At 56.7% G+C, this 14,527-nt stretch carries 10 protein-coding genes; 9 read left to right on the top strand and 1 reads right to left on the bottom strand.

Translation table 11 applies throughout. From position 1 onward, the window contains the following. Positions 1-3 precede the first annotated feature (3 nt). The 6 genes from ACTQ3V_RS10240 (at position 4) to ACTQ3V_RS10215 (ending at position 10,029) form a co-directional block, all read left to right on the top strand. Positions 4-588, top strand: coding sequence for an RnfABCDGE type electron transport complex subunit G (locus ACTQ3V_RS10240; RefSeq protein WP_441467413.1), 585 nt, complete (start codon positions 4-6; stop codon positions 586-588). Positions 589-603: 15 nt separating this feature from the next. Beyond that, complete coding sequence (rsxE, locus tag ACTQ3V_RS10235) at positions 604-1,251, top strand: electron transport complex subunit RsxE (protein ID WP_441467412.1); 648 nt, start codon at positions 604-606, stop codon at positions 1,249-1,251. Beyond that, positions 1,252-1,866 carry an electron transport complex subunit RsxA gene (gene rsxA / locus ACTQ3V_RS10230; RefSeq protein WP_441467411.1) on the top strand — a complete coding sequence of 205 codons (615 nt, stop codon included), beginning with the start codon at positions 1,252-1,254 and terminating at the stop codon, positions 1,864-1,866. Between the two features lie 20 nt (positions 1,867-1,886). Then, positions 1,887-2,789: an RnfABCDGE type electron transport complex subunit B gene (locus tag ACTQ3V_RS10225; RefSeq protein WP_441467410.1), complete on the top strand. Its 903-nt coding sequence runs from the start codon at positions 1,887-1,889 to the stop codon at positions 2,787-2,789. Next, positions 2,789-3,196, top strand: coding sequence for a Mini-ribonuclease 3 (locus ACTQ3V_RS10220; protein WP_441467409.1), 408 nt, complete (start codon positions 2,789-2,791; stop codon positions 3,194-3,196). The genes ACTQ3V_RS10225 and ACTQ3V_RS10220 overlap by 1 nt, the downstream gene beginning before the upstream one ends. Positions 3,197-3,813: 617 nt before the next feature. Then, on the top strand, positions 3,814-10,029 hold the full coding sequence (locus tag ACTQ3V_RS10215; RefSeq protein WP_441467408.1) for an InlB B-repeat-containing protein: 6,216 nt from the start codon (positions 3,814-3,816) through the stop codon (positions 10,027-10,029). A 235-nt stretch (positions 10,030-10,264) separates the two neighbouring features. Here the strand turns inward: ACTQ3V_RS10215 and epsC are convergent, their stop codons facing one another. Continuing rightward, positions 10,265-10,924 (bottom strand): serine O-acetyltransferase EpsC, encoded by a 660-nt coding sequence (epsC, locus tag ACTQ3V_RS10210; RefSeq protein WP_502918987.1) that lies wholly within the window; start codon positions 10,922-10,924, stop codon positions 10,265-10,267. A gap of 147 nt (positions 10,925-11,071) precedes the next feature. Here epsC and ACTQ3V_RS10205 point away from each other — a divergent pair, with 147 nt between their 5' ends. The 3 genes from ACTQ3V_RS10205 (at position 11,072) to ACTQ3V_RS10195 (ending at position 14,396) form a co-directional block, all read left to right on the top strand. Next, entirely contained in the window at positions 11,072-12,274 is a 1,203-nt protein-coding gene (locus ACTQ3V_RS10205) for a nucleotide sugar dehydrogenase (RefSeq protein WP_441467406.1), read from the top strand. Between the two features lie 122 nt (positions 12,275-12,396). After that, a complete protein-coding gene (locus ACTQ3V_RS10200) occupies positions 12,397-12,924 on the top strand; it encodes an RNA polymerase sigma factor (RefSeq protein WP_441467405.1) in 528 nt (175 codons plus the stop codon). Continuing rightward, positions 12,921-14,396, top strand: a complete 1,476-nt coding sequence (locus ACTQ3V_RS10195; protein WP_441467404.1) for a hypothetical protein — start codon at positions 12,921-12,923, stop codon at positions 14,394-14,396. The genes ACTQ3V_RS10200 and ACTQ3V_RS10195 overlap by 4 nt, the downstream gene beginning before the upstream one ends. The last annotated feature ends 131 nt before the right edge of the window (positions 14,397-14,527 follow it).

The following is a 14,527-nucleotide window of genomic DNA, read 5'->3' as shown; positions in this document are numbered from 1 at the left end:
GTTATGGATAGCAGCAAAAAGGGCGGCGGCATTCTGATGCTGGTCGTCGTACTGGGCCTTATCACCTTTGTATGCGCGCTGCTTCTGGGCGTGATTAACAGTGTGACGAAGGACAAAATCGAACAAAACGGCATTGAGACCCGCAATCAGGCAATGAGTGAAATCATCCCGGACGCGGAATTTGCCGATGTAGAGGTTCCGGCGGACTTCGCTACGCCGGCCGATAAGAATCAGCCGGTGGTTTCCGGCGTATACAAGGCGACGCTGGGCGGCGCGGACGCAGGCTACTGCGTGGAAGTCAACCCCAAGGGCTTTGGCGGCGCGCTCAAGATGATCGTCGGCATCAATCAGGACGGCACGATTGCCGGTATCAAGGTGACCGAAGCGTCTGAGACCCCGGGCCTCGGCGCCAAGGCGCAGAGCGATAAGAACTGGATTGCACAGTTTGCCGGTCAGTCGGCGGACGGCAGTCTGGCCGTTTCTAAGGACGGCGGCACAATCAACGCCATCACCGGCGCGACCATTACCTCCCGCGCGGTCACCCTCGGCGTCAATACGGCGGCAAACTGTGTCGCAAGTCTGGGTTAAAGGGGGAAGAGCCAAATGAAATTTTCTGAACAGTTGAAAGCGGGCGTCATCCTCGACAACCCGATTTTCATGCAGACCATCGGTCTGTGCCCTGCGCTGGCAACGACAACCTCGCTGTCCAACGGCATTGGTATGGGCGTTGCGGCAACCATCGTTTTGATCTGCTCCAACGTCGTTATTTCCGCGCTGCGCAAGTTTATTCCGGATAAAATCCGTATCGCGGCGTTCATTACCATCATCGCAACCTTCGTTACCATGATCGATCTGGCGCTGCAGGCGTTTGTGCCGTCTCTGGCGGCATCCCTCGGCCTGTTCCTGCCGCTCATCGTTGTAAACTGCATCATCCTCGGCCGTGCCGAGGCGTATGCTTCCAAGAACAAGGTGCTGCCCTCCGCGCTGGACGGCGTGTGCATGGGTCTGGGCTTTACGTTTGCTCTGGTTCTCATGGGCTTCTTCCGTGAGCTGCTGGGCGCGGGCACGGTGCTGTCCGGCCTGTCCACCCTGCTGCCGTTTTTGAGCTTCATTCCGGCGGAAGGCTTCGCCATCCCCGGCCTGAGCGCCAATCCGGCGGTCATGATGATTCTGCCGGCCGGCGGCTTCCTGATGATGGGCTTTATCTTTGCGGCAATCCAGAAGATCATGTCCGGAAAGGAGGACAAGTAAATGCCTTTCAATTTTCCTGATGCTATGGGTCTGACCGAAGTGCTGTCGCTTGCCGTGGCAGCGGTTCTGGTCAACAACTACATTCTTGTCCAGTTCCTCGGCTGCTGCTCGTTCTTCGGCGTTTCCAAGAAGACCGATACGGCAATCGGCATGGGCATGGCGGTTATCTTCGTTATGGCGCTGGCGAGCGCGGTTTCGTGGGCGGTATGGTATTTCATCCTCGATCCGCTCGGTCTGGACTATATGCAGACCATCGCGTTTATTCTGGTTATCGCAACGCTCGTGCAGTTCGTTGAGATGTTCATGAAAAAGGCGATGCCGGCGCTGTACTCCGCGCTCGGTATTTTCCTGCCCCTGATCACCACCAACTGCGCGGTGCTCGGCGCGGCTATTTCCAACATTGACAACGGTTATTCGTTCATCGGCTCGATGGTTTACGGCGTGTGCGCCGGTGTGGGCTATACGCTCGCAATCGTGCTGTTTGCATCCATCCGTGAGCGTCTGGATGCAACGGCCCAGTGCCCCAAGTGCTTTGAAGGCTTCCCGATTGCGCTGGTTTCGGCGGCGCTGCTGGCAATGTCCTTCATGGGCTTCTCTGGCCTGTCGATCTGGTAAGCAAGGGGGAAAGATAAGAAATGGATATGCAAAATATTATTTCTGCGGTCGCGGTCCTGTTTATCATGGGCATCGTGTTCGCCATCCTGCTCGGTATCGCGGCCAAGGTGTTCGCGGTTGAGGTGGATGAGCGCGTACCGCTGGTTCGTGAGTGCCTGCCGGGTGCGAACTGCGGCGGCTGCGGCTTCCCGGGCTGCGACGGTCTGGCGGCTGCGATTGTAGAAGGCAATGCGCCGGTCAACGGCTGTCCGGTCGGCGGTGCAGCGGTGGCAGCGAAGATCGCCGAGGTGATGGGCGTGACCGTTGAAGCGGGCGAGCGCAAGGTTGCGCACGTTTACTGCAACGGCGGCTGCAACGCGGTTGATAAGGCAAAGTACGAAGGTCTACAGGACTGCTCCGCAGCGATGCGCGTTGCAGGCGGCCCCAAGGCCTGCGCTTACGGCTGCATGGGCCTCGGCTCGTGTGTCAAGGCCTGTGCGTTTGACGCCATCCATATTGTAGACGGCGTGGCCAAGGTCGATGCGGATAAGTGCGTAGCCTGCGGTATGTGTGTCACGGCTTGCCCGAAGAACCTCATCAACCTCATTCCCGCCTCCAAGAAAGTACACGTTAACTGTGTAAACCGCGATAAGGGCCCCGAGGTCATGAAGGTCTGCTCCAACGGCTGTATCAGCTGTAAGATGTGCGAAAAGACCTGTAATTTTGACGCTGTTCATGTGATTGACGGCGTAGCCAAGATTGACTACGACAAGTGCAAGAACTGTAAGATGTGCGCCAAGGCCTGCCCCAAGGGCTGCATCGAGCCGGTGCCGACTGAGGAGGAAAAGGCCAAGTTCAAGGAGATGCAGGCAAAGAAGGCTGCCGCTGCAAAGGCGAAGGCTGAGACGGAAAAGGCTGCTGCCCCTGCGGCTGAGGACAAGTAATGGACTATTTGCATCCGATTTTGGATGACGCTGCTATCGCCCGCATGTCGAGCCTTGCGCTCGCCCATGTGGGCGATGCCGTTTATGAGGTGCTGGTGCGGTCGTTTCTGGCCTGCGGCGGTATGCAGACCGCAAAAAATCTGCACCGCCGCACGACGCAGCTGGTCTGCGCACCTGCGCAGGCCGCGGCGGTGCAGCGTATTCTGCCTCTGCTGGAGGAAGCGGAGCAGGAGATTTACCGCCACGGCCGCAACGCCAAGCCCAAGAGCGTGCCCAAGTCGGCTTCAACCGCGGAGTATTCGCAGGCGACCGCGCTCGAGGCATTGTTCGGCTGGCTGTATCTCAAGGGACGGTATGAGCGCATCAATGAGCTGTTCGGCATCATTGCCGAAGGGTTTGAAGAATGAAAAAGGACGCTTTCCCAGCGGGAAAGCGTCCTTTTTATTGTTTGTCACAGCCGACAGCTGCGTCAGTAGGGCTGCGGAAATGGAGAAAAGCAAGAAATTCAAAACGTCGGGAAACAGGCAATTCGTTGCGATCCCCATACCGCTCCTCAAGAAATTTCATATTGTCACTTGACCAGCCGTTTTTATTCGGTATCTCCAGCGGCGGCTGCTGTGCCTTTCACTCCTTGTAGGGGTTGACAATGTCATCCCGTGTGACATCAATCCGGCAAGGTTGGCTAGGTGCACCTACAGAGTCGACCCAGTAAACTGGTTCGGCGCAATCGAGTGATTGGTTGGTGCGATCTGATTGCAATTTTTTAATAAAAAGTATGATAAAACTTCATACTTGCATAGAAATATCTTCCTATTCTATACTGAAAAAGTAATAGTAATTTTAAACTTTGGGCCTCAAAATCAGATGAATATGCGAGTAGAAATCCGAGAAAAGAAATGAAAAGAGGAAAGGGATGTCGTCAATGAAAGGATCGAAGAAGGGCCTCAGCGTATTACTCTGTCTCGCTATAGTATTGAGCATACTAAGGCCATTGCCGGCCCGGGCGCTGGAGGTGCCCGATAATATGGTCGATTTGGTAAATTCCGACTGCACGGTTTCCGTATCCTCAGAGCAAACTTCGGGCATCACCACCGCCCAGTATGCGGTGGATGGAATTTTCGACCAGCAACAGCAGTGGGCTTCCGAGGATATGAAGGCGGTGTACACCTTAGCGGATGACACGCAGATCCACCAGTGGCTAACAGTGGATCTGGGCCAAACGATCACCGATCCGGTGGAAATCGAGGCCATCAAGCTGTGGTACAACATGAAAGTGTGGCCCATGGTCTATGAGATTCAGACCTCCTCCGACAACGGGAAAAACGATCCCTGGGAGCGGGTGGTTCGGGTAGAGCGCGACCCCTTTGACGGCGGGGTGAAAAATGCGGCTGGCCAGAACATCGCCGATGAGACCGATAACGATACGCCCGACTCGGCGGTCAACACCGACACCATCACCAAGAGCAGCTCGCCTGCCTTAGCGGATAACGCGGCGGTGGAGCGGTATGTGCGCTTCTATGTGGAAAAGGTAAATACCGAAGCGCCGGGCAACAACGTATGTCTGCGGGAAATCTCCATCTATACCGCCGACGAGCAGCCCATTCTCCTGATGGGAGAACAGGCATGGAATCTGGCAGAGGGGCGGCAGGCAACAGCCCTTAGCTCCATTGAGAACACAAAGCCGGACTATGCAGTGGATGGAGAAATCAGTACCCGCTGGAATTCCGATAATTTGAAATCAGCAAGTACCACGCAGGATACGGATCCACAGACACCCCAGTGGCTTCAGATTAATCTGGGTGCCACCGGCTCGACGCTGGATCGAATCCACATCAGCTACAACGCCAAGGTGTGGGCCATGGATTATGAGATCCAGACCACCGATACGCCGGAGGTTGATAACTCTTGGGAAACTGTGGTGGCCGTGTCCCGACCTTCCTACAATGGCACTGTACAAAATGGACAGGATCAGGATATTGCGGACACATCCAGTAACTCGGATACCATCACGGCCACCTCTAACCCGCCGCTGCAAACGACAACGCTCAAGCAGTACGTTCGTATGTACATCAACAAAACCAACCGGCAGGCTGGCGGACACAATGTCAATATTTCCGAGTTTGAGCTGTGGGGCACCAACCCGAGCATTTATCCTCCGGTGGATGTGGATACCGAGCTTGCTAATGTCGCTGTGACCGATCCTGCCCCATCTGACCAGCAGATCGTCCTGCCTGAGGTAGCGGCGGGCGCGGAACTGGTGGTGCGAGGCAGCACACTGGAGAACGTGGTGAGCAATGACGGCGCCATCAGTAAGTGGAATATCGGCGAGCGGGAAGTGACCCTGCTGCTCCGTATGACGGAGAAGGGGAACGAGGACAATTACGCCGAGAAGAATGTGTCCGTAACAGTACCCGATCACAGGGGGAACTATCCTCCTGAGTGGTTTCCGGCAGTGTCCAACCCCAACCCAAAGCCGGAGGTCATACCCACGGTTCAGGAGTGGTATGGCTATGAGGGGAACTTTACCCTGACCGATACCTCCAAGATTGTGCTGAACGACGCTGCAAGCGTTGGTCTGGACAAAGTGGCGGCCAATCTGAAGGCGGATGTGGCGGAAATCTGCGGCATCACGCTGGAGGTGGTGAATGGGAACGCCCCCACCGGGCCCAATGACATCTATATCGAATCCCTGACCAATTCCGATGACTATGATCTCGGGGACGAGGGCTACCTAATGGTCACCAATGGCGAGGGCCTGCACATCTACGCCCCCACCTATACAGGCTGTCTCTACGGCACCATTACCGCTGAGCAGATCCTGTGGCAGGCGGAGGACCACGCCTCCATCCCCATGGGCATCATGCGGGACTATCCCGCCTACGAGGTCCGAGGCTTGATGCTGGACATAGCCCGCACCCCCTACCGTTATGAGCAGCTTCAGGACTACGCCAAGATCATGCTGTGGTACAAGATGAACGAGTACCATCTGCACATCAGCGACAACGACAACGCCAACATCAACGGCGCTACCTTCGAAACCCACTCCGGCTTCCACCGTTTGGAGAGCGACACCTTCCCCAGCCTGACATCCGAGACCAAGCATGCCGGTATCCCCGCCGAGCTGGTCAACGAAGAATACTATAACAAAAACGCGGACTATCAGGGCAATCCCACCTACACCAAGGAGCAGTGGCAGGCATTGGAGTCCATGTGTGAAGATTTGGGAATGTATGTGCTCACGGAGATCGATCTGCCCGGCCACTCCATGCTCTACAACAAATATGCGGAGAGCAATCCCGATAAAATCGACTGGCTGGATGGCGGCACCATGCTGTCGTCCTCTGCCACCAGCAACTCCGGTTATCTGGAACTGCTGGATTTGACGGGAGACAACGCAGGAAGAGCACTGCAGTTTGCCCAAACTCTGTGGGATGAGTATACCGGCGGGACGGACCCTGTGGTCTCCGGGGATGTGGTACACATCGGCTCGGACGAATACTGGGTGCATAACACGGAGACCTATAACGCTTTTGCGCGATTTGCCGATTCCATGCGTCAGGTGATTCAGGGCAATCTGGGAACGGACACCAAGATCCGGATGTGGGGCGCCGGCACTGGCAGCTTCTCCACCGCGACTACTGCCCTGTCTACCACCCACGAAGAACTGGCGGCCAACTACCAGTTGGACATTTGGTCTAACAACTATGACAACGCCGCCCAGCGCACGGCGGAGGGCTATCAGGTCATCAACTGCCGGGACGCTTTCCTGTACGGCAATCCCGGCCGCACCAACCGAGATGTGCCCAATGCGGAGTATCTCTTCTACGACTGGAATCCCACCATCTTCGGTGGCGGTAATCCTCGACTGGGCGAACCCAATCTGGTGGGCGCCAAGGCAGTAATCTGGGGCGACCAGAGCCAGGAGGGCATGATCGAAAAGGACGTACATCAGCGAGTGCTGCGGGCCATCGCGATTGTCAGCGAAAAGACCTGGGATGGTACGGATGCGGACGACACCTTCACTGAGTATGAACTGCGGGCCAGCCGTCTGGCGGAAGGCCCCGGCACCCAGATTGCCATGGAGATCGACAGCGCAAGCTCTCTGGTGCTGGACTACGACTTTGCCAACGTATCCGGGGACGGCAAGACCGTCTACGACGCCAGCGGCAACGGTTATGATGCGGCCCTGACTGGCGGTTCGGTCAGCGACGGCTGGCTGGCCTTTGACGGCAATACCTTGCTTGAGACACCGCTCAAGACCCTCTCTTACCCCTATACGGTGTCCTTTGATCTGAAGCTGGACGCGGGCAATACAGAGGATTCCTCCCTCTTCTCCGGCTATGACGGGCGCATTCAGGCCGCCGGCCATGACGGCAAGCTGAGTGCTGATGTAAACTACTTCACGCGAGACTTCGACTATCAGGTGCCTACCAATAACACAGCGGTCAACCTTACCATAGTGGGCACCTTCCAAGCCACCCGACTGTATGTGGACGGACAGCTGGAATCCTTCTTGTCACAGAAGGAAGACAGGGATGGCCTGACGCCCGGCGCCATACCTACCCTGTATTCCTCGGTGGTTCTGCCGCTGGAGAAAATCGGTCAGGATCTCCATGGACAGATGGCCAACCTGAAGGTCTACAACAAAGCCATGTCGGCGGAGGAAGTGGCCGCCGTGTACCAAGGAACCGATGATGGTCTGGTGAACGTGGCCCAGAACGCCCATGCTGGCGGCGACTCTTATGAGACCGGAGACGCCAATGACAACTCCGAGCAGCGTACCCGCATCGCCATGAAGGCAGTGGACGGCGAGGCTTTCCCTGTAAAGGCTGACCCCGCGGCCCAGCCCGATGCCGCCGCTTCGGAGATCTACTCCTACTGGCAGGGCGATCACGCCGACAGCTCCCTTACCATCGATATGGGACAGACGCGTACCATCTCTCAGGTGGATATCCAGTGGCGCTATGGCGGCAAGGGCAAGGATTTCCAGATCCTTACCTCACTGAACGGGCAGCAGTGGGATGTAGCCAAGGAAGTGACAGGCAATCAGGATTTCTTTGAGACCATCCTTTTAGACCAGCCGATGACGGCTCGTTTTGTAAAGGTGCAAGGCATCCAGAGCAACGCCGGCAACGGGAACACCTATTACATCCAGGAACTGCTGGTGTACGAACAGGTGGAAAAAAGTGAACTGAGCGCTCTGCTTGCAGAAGCGGAGCAGATCGTTAGCGACAAAGGCCTGACCTTTGAGAGCACAGGTACCGGAGGGGAGATGTTCCGGGCGGTGGTTCTGGCCCGTGCGTTGAGCGGCAGCCCGCTGGCCACCATAGAAGAGGTGGAGCAGGCTGCGGTCAATCTGGAGGCTGCCATGAAGGCCATGGAGGACGGCGGCGACTCGGACGCTCCCATCATCACCACCACAGACCTGCATGACGGCACAGTGGGGCAGTCTTACATTGCCACCCTTACGGCCGACAGCGACAGTCCTGTTATATGGGAGCTTGAAAGCGGCAGCACCCTTCCGAATGGCTTAACTTTAGACAGGGACGGCCGGATTTCCGGTACGCCCACGACGGCAGGGATTTCGACCTTCACGGTGACCGCTACCAATGACTTCGGCACCAGCAGCAAAGCATTCTCTCTCAAGATTAGCGATCTCTCCACGACCACCCACACCATCTCTGCCAGTGTTAGCCCCGCGGAAGGAGGCAGCGTGACGGTGAATGGCAGCAGCAGCCCGGCCAGCGTTGCGGATAACAGCACGGTTACCCTGACCGCTACGGCCAATAAGGGCTACCGCTTTGCAGCGTGGGTAGAGAATGGCGCAATCGTAAGCAGAGATGCTGCCTATACCTTTACCGCTGACAATGACCGTAGTCTTGCCGCTCAGTTTGAGAAGCTGTATACGGTAACCGTCACCGCCAATCCAGAGCAGGGAGGTACGGTCAAGGTTGACAAAACTATGGCTGTAGCGGGTGAAACCGTCACCCTGACCGCCACAGCCAATGGGAACTACCACTTTACCGGATGGACTTCCTCCAATGACATCATCTTTGACGACGCGCTCAGCGCAAGCACCACGTTTACTATGCCCGCTGCTGACACCGTCATAATGGCAAAGTGGGTTTATAACGACGATTCTTCTTCTGATGATTCCGGCAGCTCGGATGACAGCAGTTCGGATGATAGCTCCAGCGACAGCAGCTCGAGTGACAGTTCCAGCAGCCAAAACCAGACGGAGACCACAACCAATGCGGATGGCTCCATCACCACAACGGTGACAGAGCCGGATGGCACGGTGACCAAAACCACTGTATCTACGGATGGCAGCAAGACAGTGGTGGAGACAAAGCCGGACGGCAATGCCACCACAACCATCACCCAGCCGAATGGCTCCTCCTCTGTCACTAAGGTGGATGAAAGCGGCATATGGGAGTCCGAGGTCAAGGTACCGGAGCGAGCGGTGGACGCCGCGGAGGAAAAGGGAGAGAGCGTAGCCCTGCCTCTGCCCGGCGTGCCCAATACCAGCGACCGGGACAGCGCACCCACCATTACGGTGCAGCTGCCTGAGGGCGATGGGGTAACGGTGGAGATACCTGTGGACGGTGCTACATCCGGCACTGTGGCGGTACTGGTCAACGAGGATGGCACCGAGGAGGTCATCAAGACCACCGTCACCACGGAAAACGGTGTGACGGTCACCCTGACCGACGGCCAGCGCGTGAAGCTTGTGGATAACAGCAAGTACTTCTCCGATGTACCGGACGAATATTGGGGAGCGCAGGCGATAGACTTCGCTTCCAGCCGAGAGCTGTTTGGCGGCACAGGCCCCAACATTTTCTCGCCTGAGATGGCTATGACCCGTGGAATGATGGTCACGGTGCTGGCCCGAATGGAAGGAGTGGATACCTCCACCGGTTCTGTATGGTATGAGGCCGGACGGAAATGGGCCATGACAAACGGTGTTTCCGACGGCACGAACATGGAACAGGGCTTGACCCGTGAGCAGCTGGCCCTGATGCTCTACCGATATGCCGGTACTCCCACCGTGAGCGGGAATCTGAACGGCTTTGCCGACGGGGCTTCCGTCAGCGGCTGGGCCACCGAGGGTATGATTTGGGCTGTTCAGGAGGGTCTGATTTCTGGTATGGGCAACAACACGTTGAATCCTCAGGGTCAGGCCAGCCGCGCTCAGGTGGCTACGCTCCTGATGCGGTTCATAGAGAACGGCTTGATGTAAAAAAGTAAAAGTATGGGGCGCGGACAATCGCAAGATCGTCTGCGCCCCATGCTCCTTCAGCCTACCACAAATACTTCCGTTATGGATTTTTCTGTTTAACTGTTCAACTTGATTTTACAACGGCCCCAAAACTTTGATATTACCACGCCGTCACGCATATAACCAATAGAAAAAGCCTGCGGATGCAGGCTTTTTCATTAAAACGCTCGGCAAAGCCCCTCTCGCACGAAGGGATTTATTCGTCCGCTTCGCGGTCGCGGATTTCTTCGCGTTTGAGCTTTTGCTCGTTGACATATACACGATGCTGCAAGCGGCACAGCTCCTGTGCCAGAGGGTCGGGTAGATGAATCTGGTCGAGGTCATAGGACGGCACACGCTGACCGTCGATTTTGACCACGCGGGCCTTGATGCCGACCACGGTAGAGTTGGGCGGCACTTCCTGCAGCACCACCGCGTTTGCGCCGATGCGGCTGTTGTCACCCACGGTGAACGGGCCAAGCACCTTTGCGCCTGTCGAAATCAGCACGTTGTTGCCAATGGTCGGATGTCGTTTGCCTGTGTCATGGCCGGTGCCGCCAAGGGTTACACCATGGTAAATCGTGCAGTCATCCCCAATCTCGGCGGTTTCGCCGATGACAATACCCATGCCATGGTCGATGAACAGACGGTGGCCGATGGTCGCGCCCGGATGGATTTCGATGCCGGTCATATGACGGGCAAATTGTGAGAGCGCACGCGCAAGAAAGAAATGCTTGTGTTTATACAACCAATGCGCCTGACGGTGGTAGATCAGTGCATGAAAGCCCTGATAGAGTAGAAAAACTTCAAGTGTGGTGCGCGCAGCCGGATCGCGATCACGGATCGAGCGCGCGTCATCAAGCAGCCCCTTGAAAATCATAAAGCAATCATCCTATCGAGATAGTGTGAATTCGTGACATCATTCATTATAGCGGCTTTGGTGTGGAAATTCAAACCTTTGATTGAAATTTTATAAAAAAGTGGTATAATGTAAGAAGATTGTGCTGAATAAAGGAAGATTATTATGAAAATTACTGTCATGGGTCTGGGGTATATTGGCCTGCCGACCGCGATCACGCTTGCAGAAGCCGGTTTCGAAGTCTGCGGCTTTGATGTAAACGAAAAAACGATCGAAACCCTCAAAGGCGGCCATATCCACATCGTAGAGCCGGGTTTGCAGGAGGCGTTTGAGACCGCAGTGTCACATGGCCATCTGCATTTCTCGACCGAGCTTGCCAAGTCGGATGTGTTTTATATCGCCGTGCCCACACCGTTTTATCAGGACGAGACCGGCAGCCACAAGGCAGATCTCAAGTATGTCGAATCCGCAGGACGTATGGCGGGTAAGGTGCTCGAGCCGTCTAATCTGGTTATCCTTGAGTCCACTGTGCCGCCGCACACCAGTGAGATGCTTGCGCGTGTACTCTCCGAGGAGTCCGGTATTGATATGGACAAAATTCACGTCGCACACTGCCCGGAGCGTGTCATCCCGGGCAATATGATGTATGAGCTGAAGAACAACGACCGCATTGTCGGCGCACGCACGCCGGAAGCGGCGGAAATGGCCGCGTCTATCTATGAAAAGGTGCTGGAAAAGGGTGTGGTGCACAAGACCGACGACTTGACCGCCGAGATGTGCAAGCTGACCGAGAACACCTTCCGCGATGTGAACATCGCGTATGCCAATGAGCTGTCGGTTATCTGCGACAAGATGGGCATTGACGTATTCGAGCTGATTAAACTCGCCAACTGCCACCCGCGCGTCAACATCCTGACCCCGGGCGTAGGCGTGGGCGGCCACTGCATCGCGGTCGACCCGTGGTTCATCTATGAGCAGTTCCCGGCGGAGGCCAAGGTGATCCTCGCCGCGCGTGAGCGCAACGAGAACAAGCCGCGCTTTGTGGCTGAAAAGGTCGTCTCCAAGATGGCAAAGGTCACCGACACGGTCGGCGTGCTTGGCCTGAGCTATAAGCCGGACGTGGACGACCTGCGCGAGTCTCCCTCGATCGAGCTGTGCCATATTTTGCAGGAGAAGGGCGTAAACGTCATTGCCTGCGAACCGTTTGCAAAGGACAGCGAGGTACAGGGTATTCCGAACGTCTCCTTTGAGGAGATTCTGGCCAAGGCGGATTATCTGGTGATTACACTTGGTCATACCTTGTTTAAAGATAACAAAAAGTTGATTGCCGAGAAGCCGTACTACGACTGCGTCGGCCTGATGGAGTAATCACGCAAATTCCGAAACGGCACAGCAAACGCTGTGCCGTTTTTTCTATGGAAAGAAGCGTGGGTTTTTCCGCGAGTTTGCGTAGATATAAATAGGAAGGATAGAGGAAAGGGGGTGGCGGCATGGACGAGCAGATTTTCGCTTTGCTTTCCGCGGGCGATGCGGAGGGCGTAACGCTTTTGCAGAAGCAATATGGCCCGATGGTACAATACATTGTACGCGGCATCCTGCGCGACGCGCAGGATACGGAAGAATGTGTCAGCGATGTTTTCCTGCACGTGTGGGAGCGGTTTGCCTCGTTCGACCCGAAAAAAGGCACGCTGGCTGCGTGGATGACGGTCGTGGCGCGCAACGCGGCGGTTGATCGGCTGCGCCGCCGACATGCGCCGGACGATACATGGGAGGAGCAGGCAGGGGCTTCCCCCTCGCCGGAGGACGTGGTGCTGCGGCGTGAGCGCACGCGTCTTTTGCAAAAGGCGGTTGATGCGCTCGGTGCGTCCGAGCAGCTGCTGTTTTACCGCAAGTACTATTATTTGCAGTCCACCGCACAGATCGCGGCAGAAATGGGACTGACCGAGCGGGCGGTCGAGGGACGGCTGTACCGTTTGCGCCGCCGCCTGCAAAAAGCGTTGGGAGGTGACGCGCTATGACCGGACGGGAACGGGACGAATTTGACCGGATGATCGAGCAGGAAATCGCCGATACCATACCTACGCAGGGCGTGGTCGATGAGGTCAACCCGTGGCATGAGCCGATCGATCGCATCGCAGGGGGCTTGGCGCTGACCGGCATCATGCTCAACTTTCTGTATTTGCAATATTTGCTGCCCGCGGTGGGCGTAGTGCTGCAATATCTGGGCTTCCGCGCGCTGCGCCGCAACGGCGCGGCCTTCCGACTGGCGTGGGTGCTGTCTGCTGTGCGGCTCGTATGGGTGGGCGCGTTTCTCGTGCTGTCGGTCACGCCATGGCTGCCGACCAGTGATTTGGATATCGGCCTCGGGCTGATGGGTATGGCCATCCAGATGGTACAGATGCTTGCACTGCGTACCGGGCTGCGGCAGGTGTGCCGCACGGCCGGGATTGAGCCGCAAAGCGACCCGCTCAAGGCGGCCGTGTGCTGGGAAGGACTTATCCTTGTGCTGGCGATTTCGCCGTTGGCGCATAGCTGGCTGGCCGCAATTCCGATGTTGATTGCTTTTGTGTGCATCGTGCGCGCGCTGTTCCGGCTGGGCGAGACGATGGGAGAAGCGGGGTACTGTTTTACCGCGGCCCCGGTGCGTCTGAATACGAGCGCGGTTCGGTGGGGCTATCTCGGCGGCTGCCTGCTGCTCATGCTGGCCTTGAGCGTGTGCGTTAACCATCCGCGACTGGACGCCGCGCCGATGGAGGAACACGGCGAGACCGAGCTGCGGCAGCAGCTGGAGGATCTGGGTTTGCCGGACGAGGTACTGGCCGACCTCACGGACGAGGACGTGCGCGCGCTGGATGGGGCGTTCCATGTCGCCTGCTGCGCAGAGATGCTGGCGTTTGGCCCAGACTCACAAAGCATAACGCTGTGCGACCAGACCAACGCGCCCAAACGTGCGCCGGTCGAGCCGGAGCCTCCCGCCGGTGCGGATACGATGATTGCGTCCACTTATTATATTGAGCTGCCCGATTACCGTATGGCGGTGCTGCACTATCTTGCGTGGGCACAGGGAAGCGCGTATTGGGGCGATGCGTTTTCCGCCTTTGAGAGCAGCGACTACGGCTATGATCTGATTGGCGGGCGATTGGTGTACGAGAAGCGGGGGCAAACCTATGCCGCGCCCATTCCCGATTTATCGGACAATACCGTGACGACAACCAACATGTTCGGTACCTATACCAGCAACCAGATCAGTGGTGTGATCAGCTATCCGCTGGGTGCGGAAAACTCGCGCGGCTACGTGCTCTATGTGATGCAGCTGGATGAAAACCGTGGTTTTGGCGCTACGGGGATCAGTTATTATCACGCTCCATATCCGGTCAGCCTGCCGTACCGCGCGCCGCGCGACCGCACACTGGGCTGGAACGACCATTGGCGTCTGCAACATTACACCAATTTCAATACGCAATTGGAGCGTTCGGCAGCGGCAGACTGACGGATTGTGACGATTTTGTGTTTTGTAGGTTTGTCAAACATATTGGACAGAGAACTCTAAGGGAGAAAACCAACCTAGAGGCCTCATGGGAAAGTTGTTGGAGTGGCGATTATGGATAGCGAGCTGCTTGG

The sequence above is a fragment of the Candidatus Agathobaculum pullicola genome (genome assembly GCF_052117205.1).
Taxonomy (GTDB): Bacteria; Bacillota; Clostridia; order Oscillospirales; family Butyricicoccaceae; genus Agathobaculum; species Agathobaculum pullicola.
This window is presented reverse-complemented; position numbering and strand designations above follow the sequence as displayed.